General features: G+C 43.3%; 25 protein-coding genes and 1 pseudogene. 3 read left to right on the forward strand and 23 right to left on the reverse strand.

The genetic code is table 11. The features are described from left to right. Positions 1–70: 70 nt before the first annotated feature. From ASG93_RS19875 to ASG93_RS19885, 4 genes are all read right to left on the reverse strand, one after another. On the reverse strand, positions 71–640 hold the full coding sequence (locus ASG93_RS19875) for a DUF1802 family protein (protein WP_056834505.1): 570 nt from the start codon (positions 638–640) through the stop codon (positions 71–73). A 653-nt stretch (positions 641–1,293) separates the two neighbouring features. Next, on the reverse strand, positions 1,294–1,599 hold a 306-nt coding region (locus tag ASG93_RS19880; protein WP_235550910.1), incomplete at its 5' end, for a transposase. 657 nt (positions 1,600–2,256) lie between these two features. Then, positions 2,257–2,427, reverse strand: a complete 171-nt coding sequence (locus ASG93_RS35250) for a hypothetical protein (protein ID WP_156410980.1) — start codon at positions 2,425–2,427, stop codon at positions 2,257–2,259. 90 nt (positions 2,428–2,517) lie between these two features. Further along, entirely contained in the window at positions 2,518–2,970 is a 453-nt protein-coding gene (locus tag ASG93_RS19885) for a Dps family protein (RefSeq protein ID WP_056834507.1), read from the reverse strand. Positions 2,971–3,175: 205 nt separating this feature from the next. Here ASG93_RS19885 and mtnK point away from each other — a divergent pair, with 205 nt between their 5' ends. Then, a complete protein-coding gene (mtnK, locus tag ASG93_RS19890; RefSeq protein WP_056834509.1) occupies positions 3,176–4,402 on the forward strand; it encodes an S-methyl-5-thioribose kinase in 1,227 nt (408 codons plus the stop codon). Continuing rightward, positions 4,399–5,490, forward strand: a complete 1,092-nt coding sequence (gene mtnA / locus ASG93_RS19895) for an S-methyl-5-thioribose-1-phosphate isomerase (RefSeq protein ID WP_056834511.1) — start codon at positions 4,399–4,401, stop codon at positions 5,488–5,490. The genes mtnK and mtnA overlap by 4 nt, the downstream gene beginning before the upstream one ends. 54 nt (positions 5,491–5,544) lie before the next feature. Here the strand turns inward: mtnA and ASG93_RS19900 are convergent, their stop codons facing one another. From ASG93_RS19900 to ASG93_RS19960, 13 genes and pseudogenes are all read right to left on the reverse strand, one after another. Continuing rightward, positions 5,545–6,501: an AraC family transcriptional regulator gene (locus ASG93_RS19900; RefSeq protein ID WP_056834513.1), complete on the reverse strand. Its 957-nt coding sequence runs from the start codon at positions 6,499–6,501 to the stop codon at positions 5,545–5,547. A gap of 30 nt (positions 6,502–6,531) precedes the next feature. Continuing rightward, on the reverse strand, positions 6,532–7,551 hold the full coding sequence (locus tag ASG93_RS19905) for a Gfo/Idh/MocA family protein (protein WP_056834515.1): 1,020 nt from the start codon (positions 7,549–7,551) through the stop codon (positions 6,532–6,534). A gap of 179 nt (positions 7,552–7,730) precedes the next feature. Further along, positions 7,731–8,493 (reverse strand): annotated as a pseudogene (locus ASG93_RS19910) (M15 family metallopeptidase); the annotation flags it as partial. A gap of 192 nt (positions 8,494–8,685) precedes the next feature. Next, positions 8,686–9,981 (reverse strand): homocysteine synthase, encoded by a 1,296-nt coding sequence (locus ASG93_RS19915; protein ID WP_056834519.1) that lies wholly within the window; start codon positions 9,979–9,981, stop codon positions 8,686–8,688. 166 nt (positions 9,982–10,147) lie between these two features. Further along, positions 10,148–11,032 (reverse strand): ABC transporter ATP-binding protein, encoded by an 885-nt coding sequence (locus ASG93_RS19920; RefSeq protein WP_056834520.1) that lies wholly within the window; start codon positions 11,030–11,032, stop codon positions 10,148–10,150. A gap of 2 nt (positions 11,033–11,034) precedes the next feature. Beyond that, positions 11,035–13,929, reverse strand: coding sequence for an ABC transporter permease (locus ASG93_RS19925; RefSeq protein WP_056834522.1), 2,895 nt, complete (start codon positions 13,927–13,929; stop codon positions 11,035–11,037). Between the two features lie 20 nt (positions 13,930–13,949). Beyond that, positions 13,950–14,984, reverse strand: a complete 1,035-nt coding sequence (locus ASG93_RS19930) for an efflux RND transporter periplasmic adaptor subunit (protein ID WP_063891925.1) — start codon at positions 14,982–14,984, stop codon at positions 13,950–13,952. Further along, the gene (locus ASG93_RS19935) at positions 14,974–15,642 is read right to left on the reverse strand and encodes an ABC transporter ATP-binding protein (RefSeq protein WP_056835108.1); all 669 of its coding nucleotides are present in this window, start codon (positions 15,640–15,642) and stop codon (positions 14,974–14,976) included. Before ASG93_RS19935 ends, ASG93_RS19930 begins: the two co-directional genes overlap by 11 nt. Positions 15,643–16,375: 733 nt before the next feature. Beyond that, positions 16,376–17,098 (reverse strand): amino acid ABC transporter ATP-binding protein, encoded by a 723-nt coding sequence (locus tag ASG93_RS19940; protein WP_056835110.1) that lies wholly within the window; start codon positions 17,096–17,098, stop codon positions 16,376–16,378. 13 nt (positions 17,099–17,111) lie between these two features. Beyond that, entirely contained in the window at positions 17,112–17,759 is a 648-nt protein-coding gene (locus tag ASG93_RS19945; RefSeq protein WP_029194409.1) for an amino acid ABC transporter permease, read from the reverse strand. A gap of 82 nt (positions 17,760–17,841) precedes the next feature. Further along, positions 17,842–18,633, reverse strand: a complete 792-nt coding sequence (locus ASG93_RS19950) for a basic amino acid ABC transporter substrate-binding protein (protein WP_056834525.1) — start codon at positions 18,631–18,633, stop codon at positions 17,842–17,844. A 229-nt stretch (positions 18,634–18,862) separates the two neighbouring features. Further along, positions 18,863–19,165: a YunC family protein gene (locus ASG93_RS19955; protein WP_029194411.1), complete on the reverse strand. Its 303-nt coding sequence runs from the start codon at positions 19,163–19,165 to the stop codon at positions 18,863–18,865. Positions 19,166–19,315: 150 nt separating this feature from the next. After that, complete coding sequence (locus tag ASG93_RS19960) at positions 19,316–19,825, reverse strand: DUF1003 domain-containing protein (protein ID WP_056834526.1); 510 nt, start codon at positions 19,823–19,825, stop codon at positions 19,316–19,318. 594 nt (positions 19,826–20,419) lie between these two features. Here ASG93_RS19960 and ASG93_RS19965 point away from each other — a divergent pair. Beyond that, positions 20,420–20,917, forward strand: a complete 498-nt coding sequence (locus tag ASG93_RS19965) for a hypothetical protein (protein ID WP_056834528.1) — start codon at positions 20,420–20,422, stop codon at positions 20,915–20,917. Positions 20,918–20,959: 42 nt separating this feature from the next. Here ASG93_RS19965 and ASG93_RS19970 read toward each other — a convergent pair whose 3' ends face one another. The 6 genes from ASG93_RS19970 to ASG93_RS19995 all read right to left on the reverse strand — a co-directional run bounded on the left by ASG93_RS19970 (position 20,960) and on the right by ASG93_RS19995 (position 26,682). Beyond that, positions 20,960–22,828 carry a putative bifunctional diguanylate cyclase/phosphodiesterase gene (locus ASG93_RS19970; RefSeq protein WP_056834530.1) on the reverse strand — a complete coding sequence of 623 codons (1,869 nt, stop codon included), beginning with the start codon at positions 22,826–22,828 and terminating at the stop codon, positions 20,960–20,962. 14 nt (positions 22,829–22,842) lie between these two features. Continuing rightward, positions 22,843–24,357, reverse strand: coding sequence for a PAS domain S-box protein (locus tag ASG93_RS19975; RefSeq protein WP_056834532.1), 1,515 nt, complete (start codon positions 24,355–24,357; stop codon positions 22,843–22,845). Positions 24,358–24,492: 135 nt separating this feature from the next. Then, on the reverse strand, positions 24,493–24,855 hold the full coding sequence (locus tag ASG93_RS19980; protein ID WP_056835112.1) for a DUF423 domain-containing protein: 363 nt from the start codon (positions 24,853–24,855) through the stop codon (positions 24,493–24,495). A 39-nt stretch (positions 24,856–24,894) separates the two neighbouring features. After that, positions 24,895–25,197, reverse strand: a complete 303-nt coding sequence (locus ASG93_RS19985; RefSeq protein WP_056834534.1) for a hypothetical protein — start codon at positions 25,195–25,197, stop codon at positions 24,895–24,897. Between the two features lie 88 nt (positions 25,198–25,285). Next, the gene (locus ASG93_RS19990) at positions 25,286–26,206 is read right to left on the reverse strand and encodes an AEC family transporter (protein WP_056834536.1); all 921 of its coding nucleotides are present in this window, start codon (positions 26,204–26,206) and stop codon (positions 25,286–25,288) included. Between the two features lie 35 nt (positions 26,207–26,241). Beyond that, positions 26,242–26,682: a MarR family winged helix-turn-helix transcriptional regulator gene (locus ASG93_RS19995; protein WP_056834538.1), complete on the reverse strand. Its 441-nt coding sequence runs from the start codon at positions 26,680–26,682 to the stop codon at positions 26,242–26,244. Positions 26,683–26,785 lie beyond the last annotated feature (103 nt).

Here is a 26,785-nt window from a genome sequence, read left to right on the forward strand (position 1 = left end):
TACTATGTTAAATCAAGAAAGGGCATTTGCTTGAAAAAGAAGCTCATTTTCTGAAAATGCTACCTTATAATTACGCCAAAGTATGCTTTATTTCAGCAACCATCGCTGCAAACTCCTCATTACTCAGAACTGGAACCAAAGAAGACTCTTCCGGTACATCAGACCCAAGCTCAATCCATGATTTGCAGCCTATATAGGCTTGTTCGATCGGAATTTGCAAGGGTTGTACCAAGGTATATACCCTTAACAGCATGATATGAAGCGGATTCTTACGTTTCCACTTTAATCTTTCTTCCGTGAAATCTTCCGTCCAAATGTGATAAGGATACAGTTTATTCAACTGCTCTTGGTCACTGACCTCAATATCTTCAACCATTCGAGCAAAGCTGCTAATCGTTACGTGCGTATCCTCTGCACTCCAGCCTGTGAGGGATTCATCGATAACACCGCGATAATCTTCCTTCAATAACTCTTTTCTCTGATGTTCATACGTTGGATAGAGAAAGAAATCAGCGGATTCCACTTGAAAATCTTTTGTTTCCTCAACAATTCCTCCCTTGCGCATAATAAAAATTTGCGTTCCATCTTCCAGTGCTTTGACAGCCGATGCCCATTCTTTCAGGGCCTTTGGTTTCCCCATGAAGCAAACACCTCGTTCTCCTCATTAATCTTATCTATTATAAGGAATCTAAGGCATCAAAACAATGTGCCGCAGCTTGGGACATAAAAACTAGATAGCACCAATTACTAGCCACTACAAATAAGCGCGAAAAACGCGCTTAATCTGGAGTGCTCGAACAGATAAGCGCGACCAAACTCACTCTTATAGGCTAAACCGCCTCGGTAACGATGTAAAACAGTGTAAAACATCCTTAAAGTAGCTAGTTCTCCATCTCACCCCAACTTAACGATGAAAAACATCGTTAACTTCAAAAAAGAGCTTTAAGTGAGAGTTCTGCGAGCCTGCAGAGTCACGGAAATCGGCTTCTCAGCTTTTCATCCCTCGCGTCTTTGCAGTTTTAAGCGTGAACCCATACTTTATTCGGAGCACTGTTGATTCAGTAAGATTGCTGCAACCGGCATTTTGTGGTTCGAGTCGGTAGTTTGCACCTTGTATTTCTTGACTGTACAGGAGCGCAGCCCCTTTTCTCTCATGATACGTCCCACTAACTTCTCGCTGACGGATTTGCCTTTCGCTTAGCCATCTGTAAAACCCTCTCCGGGCTACACCAAACACTTTGCAAATTTTCTCGACACGGAATTCGGAGCGGTGTCCCTTGATAAAGTGGAGCTTTACTTCCGGTCTTTGCTGAAATAGTGCATTGCCTTTTTTAAGATAGCGATCTCCTCTTCGAGATCCTTGATGTAAGCATCCTTTTCTTTGATGAGTCTGTCTGATTCACGCAGGTTACCACTACCGATAAAGGGTTCGTCCTCAAACTTACTATGTACTTGTACCCAGTTGCTCAATGTACCCACAGGGATATTCAGTTCTTCCGCGAGTTCAGGTAATGTTTTGTGGTTCTGTTGAATGTACTTTACCGTTTGTTCTTTAAACTCTTTACTGTGACGCTGCCGTCGCTCTCCCATTTTACACACNAGTTCAGGTAATGTTTTGTGGTTCTGTTGAATGTACTTTACCGTTTGTTCTTTAAACTCTTTACTGTGACGCTGCCGTCGCTCTCCCATTTTACACACTCACTTTACATTGATATTTTTATTATCATTATATCAACCGCAGAGTCCGGGAAGCCGGAAATTGACTTCTCAGCCCATCATCCCGTGCATCCATGCAGATTTAAGCACGAAAAACGTTCTAAGATCAAAAACGCGCTTAAAGTGAGAGTACTGTGAGCCTGCAGAGTCCGAGAAGCCGGAAATCGACTTCTCAGCCTTTCATCCCGTACATCCATGCAGTTCTAAGCGCGATAAAGAGCCTGTCGATTAACTGTACATAACTTCGGAAATTTTACGGGAGACCACAAAATGTATGCGAAAAATCATACATAATGAGCGGCACACACAAAGAATCAGTCGATTCTATTCGAAATTTCATATACAAAACGTGATATCATATACATTCTCTGCATGTGTCCGTGCACTTTAAAACTGTCCACAATTAATCGACAGCGCGATAAACGCGCTTAATCTAGAGCGCCGAACAAATAAGGGGGTGTCTTACCTTCCCTCAAACACAACACATATAAGTTCTATTTAAAAAGGGATAACCATATAGGCCATCCCTTTACTCTTTTTCTATTTCGAAGTTTCAGCGTAATATGTTGGCTGCATACGGGTAAACTGGTCTTGATTTTGTTTCATGGGGTTCGGATCAGCCACCGCGCTAGGGGAGTCTGCATCGAAAGCTATTAGGAGTAAGAAGCAGCAAGCGGCTACAATGAGCAGCAGATTCAGGATTTTCATCACATTGATATCCTCCAGAACTGTTTTGCCTCAAGTATAGCCAAGTTTCATCAACCAGATGTTTGTTTTGGTTAAAGATTTTGTAAACATTGATTATCCTAGGAATGATTGCAGCATCCAGCGATGCTTTTCCACGGAAGTTTGAATGGCTAAAAGCATGTCCGACGTCGTTTCATCCTGAACCTCTTCACAAGCTTGCATCCCAGCTTTTAATTCTTGCGTAAGAATCGTGAAATCTTCTATTACAGCTTCGACCATTTTCGTGGCGGTTTCTGTACCCGAAGCCTCTTTTAGGGACGATAATTCCATAAAAGCTTTCATTGTAGCCGCCGGCTGACCACCGATTGAAAGCAACCTTTCAGCCAGCTCGTCCACGTGCAGAGCAGCTTCGTTATATAGCTCTTCAAATTTAACATGCAGCGTGAAAAACTGATTGCCCTTCACATACCAATGAAAGTTGTGCAGCTTGACATAAAGTAAACCCCAGTTTGCAATTTGCTTATTCAGGATAACTTGGATAGATTGGGTTAAGGACGTTGTCACCATTTTAAGCCTCCTCATCTTTTATAAATCGGTTAGATTCTGTTCATGTACACGTTAATTTACGTTAGAAGCACTTATTTTATGTAATTTGTGCAACATTTCCAAAGTTAGTATTTCAAGCAGCTACATTTTGTCTTATACTAGGAAAAGACAATTAAAACATAGTAAGTTAGTTGGAATTAAATCCAATATCATAGGAGGTTACTACATGTCCACTTATCATCCTTTAAGTGAAGCGCAAGCCATTGAATACGCACGCCAAATTCCAAGTCTGTTTCAAGCGGATTCTGACTTAACTAGTCATGAAATCGGCGACGGCAACTTAAATCTCGTTTTTCGCATATCGGAAACAGCTACAGGAAAAAGTATTATTTTAAAACAAGCCCTTCCTTATGCCAAAGTTGTCGGCGAATCCTGGCCGTTAACACTCGACCGAGCACGAATTGAAAGTGAAGCGCTCTTGATTGAAGAAGCCTTAAATCCAGACCTCGTACCTCACGTTTATGCCTATGATGCTGATTTGGCGCTTACCGTAATGGAAGATCTGAGTGACCATGTCATTATGCGCAGAGGGTTAATTGAACGTAACCAGTACCCACTCTTTGCTGAGCATATCGGTCGTTTTCTAGCAAATACGTTATTTTTCACTTCCGATTTAGGCAAAAACCAACAAGAAAAGAAAATCCAACAGGGTCGATTCATCAACCCTGAGCTTTGCAAAATTACCGAGGATTTGATCTTCGATGATCCGTATCGCGATGCAGAAACGAACAATATCGAAGCGCACATCCGCGATGCGGCTGAACAGCTTTGGGCGGACACCGATCTTCACTTTGAGGTAGCTATTCTTCGTAACAAATTCCTTACGAGTGCGCAAGCACTCCTCCATGGCGATTTGCATACAGGAAGTATCTTTATCAAACCTGATTCCACGAAGGTGATTGATCCTGAGTTCGCTTATTATGGGCCGATGGGCTTCGATATTGGTGCTGTACTCGCGAACCTGCTCCTCAATTTCGCTGCTCAAGAAGGCTGGAGTAAGGATAGTGAGAGCCGTGCTTCCTATCGCGCGTATTTACTTCAAACCGTGAAGGACGTATGGAACCATTTTGAAACGAATTTCCGCGCTTTATGGAATGAGCATGGTGTAGATCGTGTATTTCAAACACCTGGCTATCAAAACTACTTCCTAGCCAAGCTGCTCCAAGACACAGTCGGATTCGCCGGAGTCAAAATGGTTCGCCGCATAGTGGGGCTTGCACATGTGGCTGATATTGATAAAATCGAAGATGCAGCTGCAAGAGAGCGTGCACAGCGTCTGGCGTTAGCTATTGGCACTTCATTCATTCGTACCCATCGTCAAGTGAAATCCATCGATGAGCTTATTGCCATTGCCACTCAAGAATCTGCAGTAGAAAGAGGATTTGTCCAATGACCAACACGAACAACAAAAATTTAGAAGTTCAAAACCTCGAGAATCAAGGTGCCTTGCAATCCTTGCGTTGGAATGGCAAGCAGCTTGATCTGCTTGATCAACGACTGCTGCCGGAAGAGATTGTGTATTTGCCGCTGGAGACACCGATCGAGGTGTGGGAAGCAATCCGGCACTTGAAGGTTCGCGGCGCACCAGCGATAGGAATCGCCGCCGCGTATGGCGTTTACCTCGGCATCCGTGAAGTGGATGCTCCGCTCGACGGGCTTCTGGAAGAAGTCCAGAAGCAAGCGGACTACCTGGCGACATCGCGTCCGACAGCCGTGAACTTGTTCTGGGCGCTCGATCGCATGCGAGCGCAGGCTATGACTTTGGCAGCTGCGGGCGGAAGCCCGGCTGCCTTCAAGGAAGCTCTCCTGGACGAAGCGCAGAAGATTCAAGCTGAGGACGAGGAGACGAACCGCCTTATTGGCGAACATGCGCTAACGCTGTTCGAGGATGGATTCGGCGTGCTGACGCACTGCAACGCCGGGGGCTTAGCGACAGCCAAGTACGGCACGGCGTTAGCGCCGTTCTACTTGGCTAAGGAACAAGGCATGAACATCAAAGTGTTCGCGGATGAGACTCGTCCGGTGCTGCAAGGCGCACGGCTGACCGCCTTTGAACTGCAGCAAGCAGGCGTTGACGTGACGCTGATCTGTGACAACATGGCGGGCGCGGTCATGTCTAAGGGCTGGATCCAGGCTGTCATCGTAGGAACAGACCGCGTAGCGGCTAACGGTGACGTTGCCAACAAAATCGGCACCTACAGCGTAGCCGTACTGGCGAAAGCGCACGGCATCCCGTTCTACGTGGCGAGCCCACTCTCCACGATCGATCTGAATACGCCTACGGGCGGAGACATCCCCATTGAAGAGCGTCATGAGGATGAGATTACACAAGGCTTCGGTAAACGCACAGCTCCTATGGGTGTGAAAGTGTTTAATCCAGCCTTCGACGTAACACCAAGCGAATATGTGACAGCCATTATTACCGAAAAAGGTATCGTACAAGCTCCTTATACGGAAAACTTGCGGAAGCTGTTCGAATAAAATAAGGCTGTTCCCTGTGTAGATTCACTCTACGAGGGAACAGCCTTTTTCTTTTTATACTGGATTCAATAGTTGATCACGATATTGATTCGGAGTGACACCATGCGCTTTCTTAAAGACATAGTGCAAATAATTACTAGATGCAAAGCCATTGCTTTCCGCAATTTTGTCAAGGGTCAATGAGGTTTGAAGCAGCTCGCTGCATACATGTTTCAAACGCACCTGCTCCAAGTATTCGCTGAACGAGATGTTCGCCTGCTCCTTGAAGATGCGCTGAAGCTGCCTTGAACTGATCTGTAAGCGTTCAGCTACACCTTCAAGCGTCAGCGGACGACGGAAGTTATCCTCAATAAATTGAATCGCTAACTGATAACGATAGCTCTTCATATCACGCGCAGGCAGGTTCAGCCCTTGCTGGTCCGCCTTATAGGCCCCCACTGTCCTTAACAACATTTGCACAATGGATTGCTTAATGATCGTGTACTGCCCTAACTGATTGCTTCGCCAAGCTTCATAAGCTATAAGAAAGCACTTCATAGCTTCCTGTCTGTCTAAAGCAGGGACATGAGGAAGCTCGCTCAGCTGCCTTAAGCATGCATCTGCCTCAGCAATCTCCCAAGCTTCTCCCCAAGCTTCAGAGACGGGCTTAGAACCTCGCTCAGCTTCATCTTGATCCAGCTTAACGATATCCACATGCAGACAAAGTTCGCCCATCGCTTCCCGCTCATCGGCTTCTTGGCGATGACTGACGCCTGGTGCCGTTACATAAAGCATGCCTTCCCCAAGAGGATGCGTAACACCGTCCAGAATGACCCTGCCTTTGCCATAGGGGATGTAATGAATTTCATACTCGGAATGTTGATGGAAATCTATGATCATTCCTGCAGGAAAGGAAGTCAGATGACAGCGCAGTACTCGAAGTCCATAAGAACCCCATCTGAAGCTTAACTCCAAGCGATCCAATGCCATTGGATTCTCGACCATGGGTTCGAAGTAAAATGGCTGGCTCATCCGTAGACCCTCCTTTCTAACCTGCTTATGTTACTGATTTAGTGAATCAAGTCGCACTTGCTGTTTGGCAGCAGCGGAACGATTAGAAGCCTCCATCAGCTTCGTTAGATCCACAGCAAGCCCAATATTTTCAACTGCTTTTGTCCCATTCTGAATATGAGCTACCCATTGATCGAACGCAGTTGGCTTCGCTTCTGGACCGTTCTCATACGCTACCCATTGCTTGCTTGCTTCTGCAAGCTTATTCGTACGAAGCAAGACTCTTCCATCATGGTCGGAATAGAGTACACTGCCATCCGTACCGTGAACTTCAATCACAAACGGTGAAGCTGCGTTCACAAAACCAGCTTCCACGATACCTAGTGCACCGTTTGCATACTGGAGGGTTGCTACGGCATTATCTTCAACTTCCCTACCTGTTACATAGCCGTAAGAAGCGCTTACAGCTTCAGGCAGCCCCAACAATAAACGAGTTAAATACATAGGGTGACAACCGAGATCGATTAGGGCGCCTCCGCCACATTGCTCTGCATTGTAGAAATGCTCTGGCAGCCATCCGTTCGGATTTGCATCCGTAGAAATACCGCCATTGTGCGATAAGCGTGTACGAACGAGTGTAATCTGGCCTAATAATTCTTTCTGGACAATTTCTTGAATCGCTAACGTATACGTTGGATTCAAACGAGGCAATGAAACTGTCAATGTCACACCCGCTTCATTAACCGCATTCAGAATCTCATTCACTTCATGTAAGGTTGGTGCAATAACTTTTTCTGTGAAAATATGTTTACCTGCCTTCGCGGCAGCGATCATTACGTCTCGGTGCAGGTTGGTCGGTGTATCCACAACAACAGCATCAATTTCCTTATTTGCTAATAACTCCGCTAGATCTGTGTAAAAGCTCACTCCGCGCTTCGCCGCTTCCGCTTGCCCACGTTCTGGAAGCTCATCCCAAACCGCAACAATCTGGGTATCTGGATGTCCCTCTACCTGTTTTGCATAATCATTTGCATGCACGTGCCAAAAACTTAACATCGCTACTCTAATCATGTTAACCTCCAAATAAGTGACTTGGTTTCATTGTAACATGCCATTACATCTTGATAAATTTCGAATTAGCGACAAAATAAGGTGCAAAATAACGACATCTTTTCATTACTTGGTTACAGGCACCGCATTGTAATACTCTTCCATTGTTAAGCTTTTGCTTACTAATTCTTTCGCAACATCAATACCCACATAACGTATATGCCATGGCTCGTATTGATAACCGGTAATCGTTGTTTTCCCGTTGGGATAACGAATAATAAAACCGTACTCCGCCACATGTGTTTCGAGCCATTTCGCTTCCTTGGTCCCACCAAAGCAATCTTCCGCTGCGCACTTCCCGTCACTTCCCGTTACATCTATGGCTAATCCCGTTTCATGCTCACTAGTTCCAGGAACAGCACTGTACATTTTGGCTTTCTCTTCGCCGTCTTTAAGCACATAGCGCTGGAAAATAGATTTCTGCGTCGCATAAGAGCGATAGGCTGAAACGCCTGCAAGGTGGATACCGTCCTTATCAGCTCCAGCAAAAAGCTTTTCGATCGCACTGGCTGCGGTTTTACGCATTTTACGTTTTTCATTTTTCTCAGCAAAAGTAAATGGAATGTCAGGATATACCAAATCAGTTGGCTCGTAGCTCGAAGGCAGTGAATTTTGCTTATTTACTAAAACAGTTATACTCTCCGGTTTGGCTACAACTTGGATAGCTCCACTCTTTGGCGGAACGGCCGAGGTTGATGGGGAAGCCGTAGGAACTGTAGAGGGTTTCGGTGTTGCTAAAGGCGATGGAGAAGGGCTCAAAGAAGGTGTAGGACTCCCCAAACTAACCGGCGGAGTTGCCGTTGCAGCGGGGCTGCCTGAAGGAGCAATTTCACCCTTGCTGCATCCTGTTGCTATAGATAGCGCCAAGAGTATGGCGAGCGTATATTTCGATTTCTTGTTCATGATCTTCTAGTTGCCTCCTCAAATATGAAAAACTTAGACATGAAATAGACTTCAAATCTCGTGCAAAAGTTGCATCGCAAATGTGAAAGGCTGCAATTTTAGGTTTTGAGCCTAAATCACAGCCTTCTTATTTTATGCGTATTCGTTTATAGTTACAAGCTTTGAATTCGTAAAATAATTCCTTATGCTCTTCTAGTCTTGACTTGATACAATTGCTTGTTCCAAATCATAGATAATATCTTCGATCGCTTCCGTACCGACCGACAATCGAATAAGTCCCGGAGACACACCGGCAGATACTTGTTCCTGCTCATTCAATTGTGCGTGCGTCGTGCTTGCCGGATGAATAATCAACGATTTGGAATCTCCGACATTCGCTAAATGCGAGAATAGTTTAACGGAATGTATCAGCTTCTTACCTGCTGCAATACCGCCTTTGATGCCAAAGCTCAAAATAGCGCCTTGACCTTTCGGCAAGTACTTCTGAGCAAGTTTGTAAGAAGGATGGCTTTCTAATCCCGCATAACTAACCCACTCTACCGATTCATGTGACTCTAAATATTCAGCAACCTTAAGCGCATTGGAACTGTGGCGTTCCAAACGCAAATGCAGCGTCTCAAGACCTTGCAATAAAAGGAACGCACTGTTAGGAGATAACGAAGCGCCTAAATCTCGAAGCAGCTGGACCCGCGCTTTAATGATGTAAGCAATTGGACCGACAGCTTCGGTATAAACGACACCGTTATAACTTGGATCAGGTTTCGTCAAACCAGGAAATTTACCGCTTGCAGCCCAATCAAATTTACCACTATCTACAATAACACCGCCAATCGTAGTTCCGTGTCCACCAATGAACTTGGTTGCGGAGTGAACAACAATATCGGCCCCATGCTCAATCGGTCTAAGCAGGTAAGGACTCGGGAATGTATTATCAATAATCAAAGGAATGCCATTTTCATGTGCTATAGCCGCTACAGCCTCAATATCGAGAATATCCCCTTTAGGATTACCGATCGATTCCGCATAAAGGGCTTTGGTCTTATCCGTAATCGCACCTCGGAAATTTTCCGGATTGCTCGGATCAACGAATTTCACTTTAATGCCTAGTTTAGGCAATGTATTTGAAAATAAATTGTATGTACCGCCGTACAAGGAAGAAGCTGAAACGATTTCATCTCCTACCTCCGCAATGTTCAGAATGGAGAAGGTAATGGCTGCCTGACCGGATGCAACAGCAAGAGCGGCTGGGGCACCTTCCAACGCGGCAATCCGCTTCTCAAATACATCAGTCGTAGGATTCATGATTCGCGTATAAATATTACCAAATTCTTTGAGCGCAAATAAATTTGCAGCATGGTCCGTATCGTTAAACACGTAGGACGTCGTTTGATAAATCGGTACAGCCCTTGAATTGGTCGTCGGATCAACCTGTTGACCTGCATGAATCGCTAGCGTTTCCGGTAAGTACTGGCGTTCTGAATCTGACATTGCACATGCCTCCTAGGATAAATATAAATGGAATCAAATCAGTATTTATTAAATTTGATAATTCCTACTGGAATAGTATACAATCATTCTAATGGAAATATATAGGTGAAGTCAATATATCATTTTGGAATATTTTTCTACATCATTTCGAACGAGAACGCCCTTTTCAAGATTGCTCTGGCGGAAGAAGAACAATTCGTCCATCTTCCATCGCAACGCGAACTTTATTCGTACTTGAAGCGCCAATCGATTCGAGGAAGTTAGCAGGAATTTGCAGTCTTCCTGCTTTGTCAACGACTGCGTATTCGACATGTGAATCACCTTCAGCAGCTATGATACCTTGCTCAAGCTCAAGCAATTCCTCTTGATACGATTTACGACGCAGGATCTCTGAGGAGGTTTTGCCGTCACGAATGGCAACGACGCGGTCTACTTTCTTAGCTAGAAGCGGATCGTGTGTGACGATTACAACGGTTAAACCGAAGCTGCGGTTCAGCTCACGGAACAGATCGAGAATTTGATTCGCCATCTTCGTGTCGACAGACCCTGTCGGCTCGTCAGCAAGCAAAAGTCTCGGCTGATTAGCGAGCGCAATCGCTATTGCCACCCGCTGCTGTTCCCCGCCAGAAAGCTCATTTAGCTTATTTTTTCTTCGGTGGCTCAAACCTACAGCTTCCAATAAATCTAGTGCCAGGTGGCGCTTGCGTCGTCCCTGCAGCAGGATAGGCAGCTCTACATTTTCCAAAGCTGTCAAATAGGGAATCAGGTTGCGTGCATTATTTTGCCAGACGAAGCCAACGGTTTCCCTTTTATACTTCACCAGATCCGATTCCTTAAATTTCAACAAATCCTTCCCATCTACTTGGAGGTTACCTGCCGAAGGTCGATCTAACCCTCCCAGCATATTCAGCAGCGTTGATTTGCCACTGCCACTGTTGCCGATAATCGCCATCAGCTCCCCCTCCTCAATATGGAGATCAAGCCCTTGCAAAGCGACAACTTCAATGTCAGCCGCTTTATAAATTTTAACTAAATTTTCACAGTGAATCATCCTTAATCCTCCCCAAGCTTAACGGCTTGATGAATCTTAATTCTGGACAGCATCGTGCCGAGCAGTAGTAGACCCATCCCTATCATCACAGTGACAATGACGTACAAATGCAGTTGATCATTCGGATCAAAGCTCACTTGAAAAGGCGGCACTTGACTGGAAGAATCGAAAGTTAATTGGAATAAAGGAACAAATAATCGGCTAGCCGTATTCCCCGTAATCATGCCAATTAGAACCGCTGCGCCAGAAGTTAATAGTTGCTCAGCAACAAGCATTCCGATCAGTTGCGCAAAAGAAATACCCATCGCCCGAAGCACACCGAATTGTAAGATCCGTCCGGACAATGAAAGCACCCAATACAGGAGAAACCCAATAAAGCTTATGCCAATAGCAATCAGAAAGCCAAGCGTCATAACGCCATTCACAGCCAGTTGGAAAGGATCATTCTTGGAGAGAACCAACATTTGCTTCGTATCTGTTAAACTTGAGAGCGGTATATGTTTAAGCTCTAGCTCCTCATACAAAGCTTGACTGGTCATATCCGGTTTCAGCTTTAGCCAAACATCATACGGCTCAACAGCCATATTATTTTGAATGAAGGAGAGATGCCCAATAACTAATTTCGGAGCATCCACTTTACTTTGCTTCGTTGAATCAGAGCTGCTCCCTGTTTTGGTTCCTGCGGTTAAGATCGGATTGGGGTTCCAGCTCGGCCAATAATCAATAATCCCATACACAACACAAGTTGCTCCCTCAACATCATTCCATCCTAAATGCACCACATCGCCCACTTTGGCTCCAGTTTCCTCGGCAATCGACTTGGAAATCAGCACGGCCTTGGAATCGCCGGCCAATAGGTTTAAATACTCATAAAAGTGATGATCGAGCAAATGATCGCGGAGCCAGGCCGTTCGGCCAAATTCATCGGTATCAATGCCCATGAACGCTGTTTTTTTCGTTTCTTTGCCAAGCGCGAAATAGGCATCTTTCTTATAAAACACCCTAGCCGCTGATTCTACACCTGCCAGCTGTGTGAATGGCAAGAACGGAGGCTCCGTATATTGGACACGCTTCTTAACAACGGGTTGACTAGCATTGGAACTTGCATCCCCCGGAAAGCCAGACGGCCCTGACTGTGGTGGCGGTGCATCATTGTCCCATTTGGTTTGCAGAACAATATCCGCCCCATTCTTATAACGGATCTTCTCTTCAATATTTTTGTTCATCGTCCTTGCTGCACTGGCACTAAATAACCCTGTCGCAAGTGTCATGATGATAAACAGCATAATAAATTGATATTGTGTGGTTGATCTGCCAACTTGGAGCAGTGTTGAATACAAATAAGGAGGCCACCATTTTCGGCCGATGAGATAGAATAGTTGAATGACCCACGGATATATCCGCAGTAGGAACAAGCCCATGGCGAATATGAATAATGCTGGAACTACGAAAAGAAGCGGATCTACTTTCATGTCCATTGAGTCCAGACCTAAGGCTACCAGATCATTCATCCGACGATTAAAGCTTTGTAGTAAATAGATAGAAACTGCCAATAAGACAACATCGAGAAACATTTTATGCACAAAAGAGAGCTTGTTCTTCCTTGCCATGGTTTGTTTATGGCTAACAATTGTAGCGCGAGTGGCGAGCACAGCGGGAATAAGAGTCATACACACCGATGCGGATACGGCAATTAATGCGTATTGATAGACTTCTTTATTCAACTTGACTTCCATTGATGCTCGCTGGACAAACGTAAGAAATCCATTCGAAGCACCCAATATTTTCGTCAATTGAAGGCCAATTAGAGGTCCAATGAGAAGTGCAACTCCCCCTAATAAAATACCTTCCAGCACATAACCTAGCAAAATCTGAGTCCGGCTTGCTCCTCTGCTGCGCAGTACGGCAATCTCTGTTTTCTGTCGTTCTGTAATCAAATTGGCGACCATGAATAAATAGAAGGCTAGTAAAATACTAACGGGCACATTAAGCGACCACAGCATAATTCTGAGCTTTTTCTCTTTCTCACCGTACATTTTCAAGGTGGTAATCGCTGGATTTTTGACCGTATACGTGTTGAAATGATTGCTCAAATAGCTGGTTATCCTTTCATGTGTGCTGATGTAGGCTTCAAGCCCTTCCACCTTCAATTGATGATAATCCAGTATGTAATCCCAATAAGAAAATGAGTTGGGAAAAATTTTGTTTTTCGTAAAATCTTTCTCAAATAAGGCAAAGGGAATGAAAAATTTTGTACGCAAGTCGCTCATATTATTCGTCCAATAAAGATCGGCATAATCTGAACGATCGATAACAGCAACCGGCTTTATTCGAATATTTTGTTTCAAATCTTTGTCAACTATCGTTAATTCAGTGCCAAGTACGATTTTTAATTGCGTCAGCAGCTCAGGGAATACCCACGCTTCGTATACGCCATCCACAGGTTCCGTAGAAGGCATAACACCGTCAACAATGCGAATATGCTTTTCCAACTCCGACATCGCAGTCAATTCAGCTGAACGGTTCACTTTGGGGTCAACTTTACTTGGATCGCTAGGTGTAAGCTCGAAATTTAATGAGCTGCGCGATACCGTGGATAGGAGAATCGGCAAACCAAACTGTTGGCTTTGCTTTGCCATAATAGCATCCGCTTCGACTAATAATTGATCACCACTTTCTCCCATTAAGTAGGCAGAATTAAAGGCATGCCCAGGATATTGCTGCGTGTTGGTTTGTAGAACTTCCAAATCTTTGATCAGCATGCGCTGTAAAATGGCGTGAGTATAAATGGGCATTGAGCTAGCAAGTGCGACCGAAATAATTAGCCCTGCCAATAAACTCAGCTCTAACCAGCGGTTTTTGACCATTTTACGGAGAATCATCAGAAATAAAGCCATTGCTTTCCTCCCAAAGAATGCTAGTTATTTAAAATAACATTCTGACCTTCCTTTAGTCCGGTTCGGATTTCCACTTCTGTCGGTGTTACAAGCCCTTTCTCAACATCGACTTCCTTCCGACTTTCACCAATCAACACTTGAACGTAATCCCTGCCTAGATAACTCCGGAGACCTGTTCTCGGTATGACAATGACATTTTCTCTTTTCTCAACGACGATTGTTATGTCTGCAGATGTACCGATAACTGCTCCTTCAGTTCCATCAGGAACCCCAACGATAATCGTTTTAGCATTTCTTTCGGCTTGCGCTTTGTTGTCTGTTGCTGGTGCACTTGAGGGCGTTCTCAGCACTTTGCCTTGTATCTTATTTCCAGAGGAACCAATCTTAACTTCAACATCCATGCCAACTTCAATACCGGAAAGAGAACCAGTATCTGAAGATTCATAAGATAGCTGCAGCTTTGTAGGATCAGCGAGGACTACAAGTGTACTGAAGGCATCCACGACAGTTCCCTGCTGTGCATCGGTTAAGTAAGTTATCACTCCCTCAGAATCGGCCGCCAGCCTCGTCTTGTCCAGCTGATCTTGGAGGGATGCCAATTGAAGCTGCGCGGCTTCAACATCTATCGCCTTTAAACGATTGGCTAGCACTTGATCAGGGTCAACCTGCCTCATTTGTACACTTGCAATCTGGGCTTTCTCCAAATTCAGTTTTTGAAGCGCAATAAGAGTTTCTAAATCGCCTTTTTCCAGTTCAGCAAGCACATCCCCCGGCTTAACAGCATCGCCTAGTTTAACGCGCAGTCCAGCTAACCGATGCCCCGACTCTTTAAAATAATAGTTGGTCGTTTTACTAGACTTAAACGTCCCAACAACGCTGACTTTCTTCGTTATCGTGCCTTTCTTCACTTCATAAAGGTCGAAATTTTCTTTCACGGGTTTGACTAATGGCGGTTTAAGCGCTTCCTCTTCTTTGGGGAGCAGCGAGCACCCTGCTAGTAAAAGCACAGCACTTGTTATTAGAACGAGTTGAGAAGCGAATCTATTAACCTTCATCGACAATGGTACCATCCTCCAATGCATACACTTTATCTACAATTTCCATAATCGCGAGATCATGCGTGGTCAAAATAATTGTCATTCCTTCCTGCACCAAATCTTTGAACAGTTTAAGCACCTGGAGACCCATTCTGCTATCTAACTCAGCTGTAGGCTCATCTGCCAAAATCAACTTCGGCTTGTGCGCAATAGCCCTGGCAATCGCAACCCTCTGTTGTTCTCCGCCGGAAAGTTCGTAGGGACGATGCTTCATTCTCGGCTTCAATCCAACAAAATCTAACGCCTCTTCTGCCAAACTCTTGTATTGATTGGGGTGAATACCCGAAATGCGCAATCCAAACTCTACATTCTCGTAGGCCGACATATAAGGCACCAAGGCAAAAGATTGAAAAATAAGACCGATCTGCTTCCGTCTGACTTCATTGCGCTTGGACTCGGATAAACGGCTAATCTCCATGCCTTCTAAATAAACAGCACCCTCCGACGGATGGTCGAGTGCCCCTAAAATATTGAGCAGCGTTGTTTTACCGGATCCGGATCTCCCGCGCAAAGCGACTAATCTGCCTCTGGGAATAGATAAATGAGCTCCCCGCAAAGCGTGAACGGCTCCCGATCCTTTCCCAAAAACACGCGTAACGCCAATTGCTTGCACCATGGGCACTTGATCTTCATACGTTTTCAAAGTTAGCACCTCTTTTAAAATTGGAATCGAAATGACCAAGCGCAAATAGAGAAGTACACTTATTTGGAAGCGCTTAAATAAATGAGTAGTTGATATGGAATAAATCAACTTTATTCTCCATATAAGATAGTTACTTTCATTATAAATCTATCTTTTGCCAAAAAGATACAAATAAAAAACTAGTTCCCTCGCCTCCGCTGGGCTTCTACGTTCCGCTAAAATCTGGTGATGCCGGTTGCGTGTATAAGGAGCGGCTGGGAAGCTCACAGATCGGCATCTATCATAATTTCCAAAACAATAAGAAAAACCTCAGGCCGTGCCTTTGGTCTTTCGTATAAACCCCTTCTTTTGTGCATAAGGAGAAATGGACGTTGGGTATAAAGGAGGAACTATTATTCAAAGCCACAATAACTGCGAAAATGCAGGTATTTTACTAAAATCAATTTCAGATTGGAAAAGCCTGCCAATATGCAGGAATTTTCAGCTTTTCCATTCTGAAATTTAAAAAAGGCTGAAAAAGCCTGCACAATTGCAGAAATTGACGAGATATGTGCTATTTAAAGAAAAAAGCATGTACATTTGCATGGTTTCTCCCAAAACCTCAGACACACCAACTCTCGCTTACTTGTTGGCTTCTTTCCAATACAATAAAAAAGAGGATCAACATGTGATCCTCCCTACTTACTTCTATGCTTTTCAAATAGTGCTAGAGCACTTTAGACAAAAATGATTTCGTACGTTCCTGCTTGGCATTTTCGAAGATTTGCTCGGGCTTGCCTATTTCGACAATAACGCCTTGTTCCATAAACATAACGCGGTCGCCGACCTCGCGAGCGAAGCCCATTTCATGCGTGACGACAACCATCGTCATCCCTTCTTTGGCCAGCTGCTTCATGACAGCAAGCACTTCCCCGACCATTTCAGGATCAAGAGCCGATGTAGGCTCATCGAACAGCATAATCTTCGGCTCCATAGCGAGCGCTCTTGCAATAGCCACACGCTGTGCCTGACCGCCAGAAAGCGAGTCTGGAAGAGCATTGGCTTTATCCGCCAGCCCAACTTTATCAAGAAGCTCCAGCGCTTTCTTACGCGCTTTCTCTTCCGGCCATTTTCTCACTTGAAGAGGCGCTAGCATGATATTATCAATGACCTTCATATGCGGGAACAAATGAAACCGCTGGAAGACCATACCGAGTTCCATACGGATCTCATTGATCTTGTTCATCGGATCCATAATCGATTTACCTTCAATCAAGATACTGCCGCTATCCGGCTGTTCTAACAGGTTCAAACAACGCAGAAATGTCGATTTCCCTGATCCGGAAGGTCCTATCACAACAAGAACCTCTTGGTTCTGAATATCTGCACTAATATCCCGCAGGACGACATTGTCCCCGAATGATTTTTTAAGATTTCTAACTTCGATCATAGCCGTCATATCTCTACACTTTCCTTTCTAGATAAGCAAGCAACTTGCTTAAAGAGTAAGTGAGAATGAAATAAATAAGAGCAGCTGTCAAATAAGGTTCCCACACTTTAAAATATTGACTGCGCATCGCATTGGACCAATACATCAATTCTGGTGCAGCAATAACTGCAAATAGGGAAGAGTCTTTAATCAGCACGATAAACTCATTCCCAAATGGAGGAATCATTCGTTTAATCGCCTGAGGCAAAATAACCGATTTCATGGTTTGGTAATGGGTCAATCCTAGCGAATGCGCGGCTTCTGTTTGGCCTTTATCGATGGATTGAATACCAGCTCTAAAAATCTCGGCCATGTAGCCTGCTGAATTCAGGGATAAAGCAACGATAGAAGCGATGATCGCATTCGTGGTTCCTATGAATAATGGAACGATTCCAAAGTGGACGAGTAATATTTGAACAAGCAGCGGTGTGCCGCGGAAGAAGTTTACATAAATACTAGTTGGCCATCTTAGATAGCCACGATGAGACATTTTACCCAACCCAACTGCCAACCCTAAAACCGAACCAAAAAGGATGGATAGAATGGATATGCCAATGGTCCAAAGCGTACCCTTCAGTAATAAAGGTATATATTCAATAATGATGTCAAAACGAAAATCCATTCCACACTTCCTTTCTTAACTTATTTTGCCTTTACAGAACAAAAGCATGCGTAAGGTTGAAGTCACGCATGCTGTTGACCTATTATTTTTGTTCAAGTAATTTCTTTGTATCAGGCTCTTGACCGAACCATTTTTTGTACACTTTTGCATAAGCACCGTTCTCAATAACTTTCTTGATCGCCGGGTCTAGCTTCGCTTTAAGCTCGCTGCCTTTTGGAAGCAGAATACCGTAGTACTCGGACTCAAAGTTTTTCGGGTCAGTAATCGTAGTGAATTTCTTATTCGGATTATTTTTCACATATTCACGAACAATAGCAATATCAGCAACAACCGCGTCAACACCGTTATTCTCAAGCTCCATCAAAGCTAATGTGTTATTATCCAAACGTTTCAAGGATGGGTTCTTCTCACCCATAATCTTGCTCATCAGCGTATCTGCCGTTGTAGAAATTTGAACAGCTACCTTCTTGTCTTTCAAGTCTGCTGCGCTTTTGATCGGGCTGCCTTCTTTGACAAGAATCATGTTCGTAGATTCGAAGTAAGGGTTGGAGTAATCGTAAGTTTGTTTACGCTCATCTGTAATTGAAACACTGGAAATTCCTGCTTGAAACTCTTTACCTTGCTTCACACTTGTTAACATAGTATCCCAGCCTGTGTTCGTGACCTCGTAAGAAAGACCAGCTTCCTTCATCACTTCAGCAAGAAAATCAATATCAAAGCCTGTCATCTTATCTTTATCCATATACTCCATAGGTGCATAGGCAGCATCAGTAGCAAATTTGTACTTCGTGCCACCAGTTCCCTTAGAACCACAACCTGCTAGAGCAACAACTAAAACTACAGTTAGTAAAAAAAACATTAATTTTTTCAACATTATTCCCCCGTTCTATGTAATGGACGAATCATATTTTAACACTTGGTCAATAAAATAACAACGCCTTTGTTGAGAAAATTCGCTAGAAATATATTGAAAATGGCTATTTTTTCACTTTTTTAGGTATATGCACAAAGGTAAGGACGCTGGTTGGTCATCATGCTCAAATAAATAAAAACGCCGAGATCCTAAGATCCCAAGCGTTCTAATTTTATCATTCAAAAAACCTTTACATCATTTTCAAAATAGCTTCCCTTCCCGTCATCCCAGCTACAATGCCCAAATCTTCTGCGGTGTGTGTCACCGATTCAAGCGGCGCTTCCAGAAGTTCTTCAATCGTCCGAACCCCCGTTGCCCGTGCAGCTACAATATTCCTATCCCTCAAGCGTTCATTGAGCAGCGCAACATCGAGAGCGCCACACATAATGTAACCTTTATCCGTAGTCACAACCAGCAGTGTTGTTTTCGGCAGTTTCACTTCTATAGCTATTGCTGTATGTCCTTCAAGGAGAATGGGTTCTACGCGCATCATGCTCTGCACAGCTCCTCTTCGCAGTCTTACGGTAGTATATGCGAGGTCGGCTAGTACGGTGTAAGAAAGGTTTGAAAAATATCAGGTGAATTTCCAGATTCATGTAAATAGCATGTTGTCATTGAGCGTCCGTGAAATGGATTTTTTTCATTAACCCTGTAAAAGTTTTTTAATCTCAGATAGTTCTTCTTTCACATCTTTTCTAAACTCAGCAAAATCTGCCTCAAGCCTATGTAAATGTCCTTGCATATCAACAATTTCTTGTTCAGCTTTGTAGTTAATCGCAAAATCAATAATAGCCTCTTGTTTGTCTCTTGCTGACTGTCTATTCTGACTCATCATGATAATTGGAGCTTGGAATCCAGCAAGGAAAGACAATAAAAGATTTAACAAAATAAAAGGCGGTTCATCAAAATGAATAACCTTTGTAATCGCCAGAGAGTTTAAGATAACCCACATAGCCAAAAACACCATGAAAATGTTAATGAACTTCCAACTTCCGACAAAACTTGCAACATTATCTGCGAGTCTATCTGACCATTTTGTTGATTTTACGTAATCCTCGTCTAAATGTTCATGTATATTGCTTTGAAAATTATCAACCAATCGTTGAATTCTACCTGCATACTCTTTTATATCTTTTGTGTTTTCATTTTCCATTGTTATCACTGCCTTTATTTGTAGTTGAAATGGATTTTTTATTTGTATTGTTCGTTTAATTTTTCAATAAACACTTTATGATATATCCCATTTCACTCATTATACTATGACCTATGCAATTTGATCCATTTCCTGCTAAGACGGCCGTAATTAACGATAATATAAGATCATATACCTGTAATTGACTAGTTGCTAAGACGTTGATCATATCATCTGGAATTCTCCAGTTAATTCCGAGAAGTATATTCTTCGAAATAACAAAAAAGGTTGTTACTGCGGTAGGTTTTCCATCAAAAAAGTGCTTTAATGGAAAGAGCCAGATCCGGTGGCAAATTTTCCGTTTAAATTATGTTTAACGGACACCAAAGACCTTATTTGCTGATTAACCACTGTTTCTCGGTTCTTACGGACACAGTGGACCTTATTTCAAACTCATGATTATACATTAAAATCAACACAAAAAAGCTACCCTTTTGGAATAGCTTTTCTTATTCAAATTGCCATCAATACGATATGAGCAGTGTCACTTCTATTTAGGTATGATATCATGATATAGTAAATGCAAGAGCATTATCTGGGCTGCAAGGAGGCTATATGAGTCAAGAAAAAGCAAACACAAGTCCGAATGGACATTTATTTACCGTCGAAATTCTGATTGAAGATTCCACCAATGGCCTAGCCATGGAAAAGCTTCTTCATCTTCTTAATGTGGATACAGTCAAGGATTACCAAATCATTAAAGGTATTCAACTTGGCAAGTTGATTGAACTTAACACGAAAAAAGAGATCACCCCTCCATTACAACCAAACAAAAAAACGGCTGCGGTCCCACCTTCAACTGTAACAGCTGCAGCGAAAGCCACCACCAACAGTGGAGCTTCAGATAAAATTATTGAGCAATTGGAAAGTTTCAAAGTGAATAATACGTTAATCCGTTTAACGGTTATCAAAGGACAAGGAATCAAGCTTAATCTTCCATGTCGTATTTTGAACTTTGATAGCAGTACTCAAAATGTTTCGGTGTATCATGTAGATGAGAAGAAGGTCTACTTATTCAAATTGAATGAAATTGATGATTATGTTGCGTTCTAAATAAAGTAAGAGGGTATCCTAGAATAAGGATACCCTCTTACTTTATTTAGCATGGACAGACGCACCAGCTGAAGCGTTCGGGATGCCCGATCTTAGCATTTGTTCTAGTTCATCCGCACTTACGGGCGGGCTAAACCAGAAGCCCTGCACCTCATTACAGCGATTCTGATGAAGGAAATGCAGTTGATCTTCGGTTTCTACGCCTTCAGCAATGACCTTCAAGTTCAGATGGTGCGTCATCGCAATAATCGTGGCTACGATGGCCGCGTCATTCGGATCCACCATGATATCTCGAACAAAGGAACGATCGATCTTCAGCTTATCAATCGGAAATTTCTTTAAGTAGTACAGCGAGCTGTAGCCTGTCCCAAAATCATCAATGCTTACATTCACACCTAGTTCCTTAAGCTCAAGTAAGGACTGAATGGCGTGATCAACATCCATCGTCATGCTTTCGGTGATTTCAAGTTCCAAATACTGCGGATCAAGTCCTGTTTGTTCTAAAACATGTCTGATCTTACCTTTGAGATTGTGCTGAAAAAACTGCCGCATAGACAAATTCACAGATATCGGCATCATCGGATACCCTTGATTTTGCCATGCTTTATTTTGCTTACATGCAGCGCGCAGTACCCATTCACCGATCGGTACGATCAATCCGGACTCCTCAGCAAAGGGAATGAAATAGTTTGGGGAGATGAGGCCTTTCTCCGGATGATCCCAACGGATCAAAGCTTCAACACCGACAATACGCCCTGTCTCAATGTCGACCTGGGGTTGATAGTATAAGACGAACTCATCCCCGACAATCGCTCTGCGAAGCTCACTTTCCAGCTTGAGTCGGTTTATTGAAACTGACTTCATATCCGTATTGAAGATCTGGAAGTCGTTGCGCCCCTTCTCTTTGGCCCTGGCCAATGCAATGTCGGCATATTTCATAAGTAAATCTGCATCGTCGGCATCATCCGAGGATATCGCAACGCCGATGCTGGCTGTAATATGTAGTTCATATTGTTCTAAAAGAAACGGCTTTTCGAGGACACGATTAATCTCTGCTATAACCGCAATTACGTCATTAGAATCGGCCACATTCGTATAGAAAAAGGCAAATTCATCGCCTTCCGTACGAGCCAAATAATCGTTGTCCGTTACAACTCTCGTGAAACGCTCTGCGAGCTGCAGCAGCAGCATGTTTCCATAATCATAACCGAAGCTGTCATTGACCAGCTTGAAGCGATCGATGTCCAAATAGAAGACTGCTACTTTTTGTCCAATCGATTTGGAAATACCTAGCCGCTCATTCAAGTTATCTCTGAACATGCGCCTGTTCGGCAGCCCTGTCATATCATCATAATAAGCCATATAGCGAACTTGCTCATCACCGCGCTTCCGCTCAGTGATATCCTGACAAATGAGAATATTTCCTTTGGAATTAGGCTGCAAATCAACAGGAACAGCGGTCACGTTCAAATCCACCCGGTAGCCGCTTTTATGTATAACAGCTGTTTCAAAGGTGACAGGAGTCCCGCTTCTCACTTGTTCAAGCTGACTGCTTGTCCGCTCCAGCTGCTCTTGTGTAACAAATCTGATAAACGGTTGATTGAGCAGCTCCGATACGGAGTAGCCTAGGATGGTTTCTGCCGCTAAATTAATCCGAATAAATGTACCCTCTTGATCAAAAATACCAATCGCATTCGGATTGTGCTCGAATAAGGAATCAAGCACATTTATATACGTGTGATCCCGCGGCATTTCCTTTTTTAAGGATTCTTTACTTCCACCCTTTCTAAGCAGCGCGATTAGCAGCACTAGTGAGGCAAGCAAACAAATCCATGCAGCATACGGCTTTACGTAAAAGCTTACGAATATGGCGACTAACAAATATCCGCCAATATAGAGCCGGTTTTTCACAAATTAGCCTCCTCTTACTGCTCACTATAGGTAATAGGAAGCGTCACACTGACAACCGTTCCTTCTCCCACTTTACTCTCAATCATAACCTGACCATGATGATCCTCAATGATTTTGTGCGTAATCATGATGCCAAGCCCAGTCCCTTTTTCCTTTGTTGTATAGAAAGGCTCTCCAAGTCTAGCGATTGCCTCATTCGGTATCCCATGCCCTCGATCTTGAAACAATACACGTATGGCTTTGTCTCCAACTGAAAACAGTTGAATATCGATTTGCCCGCCATCTGGCATTGCTTCCATCGCATTTTTGAGCAAATTAATGAAGGATTGCTTCATCTGGTTTTCCTCACAAAGAACAAGCGGCAGATGATTCTCCATAGCGACAACGATTTGAATATTACTAATAATGGCTTGTGTTTCAAGCAGGGTTATGACACTTTTAATGATATTCTCAATACTTTTGGGCTGGTAGTGTATGAATTGCGGTTTAGCCAGAACGAGCATTTCTGTAGTAATTAACTCAATCCGTTCTAGTTCGGACATCATAATATCGTAGTATTCTTTCTTATTTGCAGCACCTTGCTGCAGAAATTGCATAAATCCTTTGAGCGTAGTCAATGGATTACGAATTTCGTGAGCAACTCCAGCAGCAAGCTGCCCGATAAGGGACATCTTGTCTGACCTGCGGAGCAGCTCTTCCGTGCGCTGCCGCTCAGTAATATCAATGAATGATAGAACTACTCCAATGATTTGATCTTGATCCAAGATCGGTGAAGTCATGTATTCAACCGGAAACGAGTCTCCATTTTTTTTGTAAAAGATCTCGTTTGAACAATCACAAACCCCTTCAAGCATCGTTCGATTTAGCACAGTTTCATCAGTTCCACTAGCACGTGTCAATACGAGATAAGGATTCTTCCCCACCATTTCTTCATAGGTGTACCCCGTTAAGCTCTCCGCAGCTTTATTCCAAAACGTAGTGCCAAAATGCTCATCGATGCCAAACATACCATCTGAAACGGCATTGAGAATGAGTTGGTTATGGTTATGATTCAGCTGGGATTGATAGCTGCGTCTGCTTTCCTCAAGCTTGTACTCCAAATGCTTTCTTTCTGATACATCTTGAATCTGAACTATTGCAAAATTGGGATGGGCATCTGTATCACGAACGAAAGATACTTGAATTATCCCCCATTTCATGGAGCCATCCTTATGGATATAGCGATTCTCTTTTTGAGCAGAATCCCGCTCGCCACGAAGGGTCTGTTCACATAGTTCAGCATAGGTTGCCACATCGTCAGGATGTGAAATCTCCTGAATATGCAGACCAATCAGTTCTTCTTCTGTATAGCCTACGAGGCGGCATAATGATGTATTCACCATGATTAACTTGCCGTCCAGACTTACGATTGCCAATGCAATGATTGCGCAACCAAACAATTGATGATAAAGCTCATGGTTTGTAATTAGCTTAAGTTCCGAAGCAATTGGCTTACCCGTTTCTGATTGGTCCCCCATGATATCAGCCATGCGCTACATCCTCTCAATAAAGGAAGAATGATCGTATCTGTCATGGACTACTTTCTACATGATCCGAGCTTTTTCCTGCTAAGATGACACAAAACAATGAAAAAAGAGTCAGATTCCCTGACTCTTTCCATTTTTTTATTTGTAAGCGGCCACGGCCAGAAGTATCCATCCAACCAAGAAACTCAGCCCGCCTAGCGGGGTAATAGGTCCAAAAAACTTGAGTCCAGTCAAACTCAGCCCATATAGACTACCTGAGAACAGGATAATCCCGATAAAAATGGCCCAACCCGATGCATTCACCATAGAGCTATTTGCCAGCTTATCCGACAAAAGAGCAATAAGGATGAGGGCTATCGCATGAATCATGTGGTATTGTACACCGGTCTGAAACACATCGATCTTATCCGGAATCCTTTGTTTCAAGTAATGAGCTCCAAAAGCGCCTAGAGCCACCGAAAGAAACGCATTCACACTACCTAACAGCAAAAAAAGTTTCATCATTTTCGTCTTCTTTCCTTCCGTTACGATTTCATTTATTTATTCCACTTCGCCAATATCATGCTGACCGACAATTAACCGCACGGGCTCCAAAAACACTCGCGTTACCGAAGGCTTTTTGATCAGATCGAGTTCAATGTCTACAATCTTGTTCCGAGCGGTTTTGCCTTCTCTTTTATCATAAACAACATCAAATTGCTTCAAACCAAGCTGATAAATCACAACTGATGAACCAATCATTAATGCATTCGATTCAAAATCGCCATGGTCAAATAATACCTCTGACAAAATCTCTTCATTCATATCCACAATCGTAACATACTGACAAAATTGGTAACGCATGAAGGAAGTCCCCCTTATAGATAAGTATGGTTACCAATTCGCTGAAAAATGTCGAAATTCCTGCTAATTTCATGATTCCCTTCTATGTTCATATAAAATTCAAACAAAAGATAACAACTGGGATTGTAAACATACTAAATAAAGTTGAAGTAAAGACAGCCTGCGAAGAAAACTCCGCTTCATTCTCATATTCAATGGCCAACAACACACTGCTTAGAGAGGTGGGCACAGCACACGAGAGGATCAATGCTTTGGCCGTAATTCCATCAATCCCGAGCAGCCAAACAACGAAAAATCCGAGCAGCGGTCCTGCAGCAAGTCTTAGTATATTAGAAACGAGTACATTGGAAAAATGAAATTCCCATTTCATACCGCCAAGCTGCACACCGAGTGTCAGTAAGGCTGTCGCCATAAAAGCGTTTGAAATATACTGCAGCGGTATATGAATCGATCCTGGAACAGGTAGATGGAAATATCGCAGCAGAAGCGCAATCGGAATGGCATAAATGACCGGTAAGGAAAGAATGGTTTTCATCGTTGCTTTCCAGGTTGATTTATGTGCATTTAAGGTATAAATGCCATATGTATTAGGAATTAGCGTTTGCATAATCATGATCACGATTTGGATAGATAAGGTATAAGCATTCCCACCAAAAACTGTTTGATTCAGCGGCAGTGCGTAATTAGCGCTATTGTAGAAAATAACACTATTGCGCATGGCAATACGCATACCGCGCTGCATCTTTTTCAAGCGAATAATGACCTCAATGCAGGCAAAAAGGAGACTAAAGAAAAGGACAAAAAACAAGAGAACCTGCATTAAAACATGCAAGTTCATTTCGGACTCATACAGCTTAACAAAAACGAGCGCTGGTGAAAACACGTAGAAATTAAGCTTCGATAATGTCTTAATATCAATATGGAAAGCGCGGTACATCGCCGCGCCGATCGCAATCATAATACTGATAGGTACTATGTTATTCACCAAAATGTATATGAAATAACTCATTCCAGAGCCTCACTTCAAAAATCGATAGTCGTTCCTTAGTCGAATGCATTTACGCTGCTGATAATACGTTTTAACTGTTCATTGAAAGTGTAGATTTCTTCAAGAGACAGCCCGCTTGACGCAAGCAGCGACTGTGGAATACAAAGTGCTTTCTCGTAAAGGGCAAGACCGGCTTCCGTGATTTGAATATTCACGACACGTTCATCTTCCGAAGATCGTTTCCTTTGAACCAATTGCTGAGCCTCCATCCGCTTTAGCATAGGTGTCAAAGTACCCGAATCAAGATCAAGCTTCTCGCTAAGCTCTTTGACCGTGCTTTCCTTTTGATCCCAGAGAACCAACAGCACCAAATATTGCGGATAGGTAATCCCCAAACCTTCAAGAAAAGGGCGATACATGCGAGTAATGGCTCTCGAGCTTGCATATAGACTAAAGCACAGTTGATTTTCTAGCTTTAAAAATTCACTGCTGCTCATTGGATTGGTTTCCTTTCTATCAGTCATATTGTAAACAATCGATTTGTTTCAAATGTATATAAAATTAACCCCGCTGTCAAGAAAAATACTAATTGTATACTCC

The organism is Paenibacillus sp. Soil787 (genome assembly GCF_001429545.1).
Taxonomy (GTDB): Bacteria; Bacillota; Bacilli; order Paenibacillales; family NBRC-103111; genus Paenibacillus_E.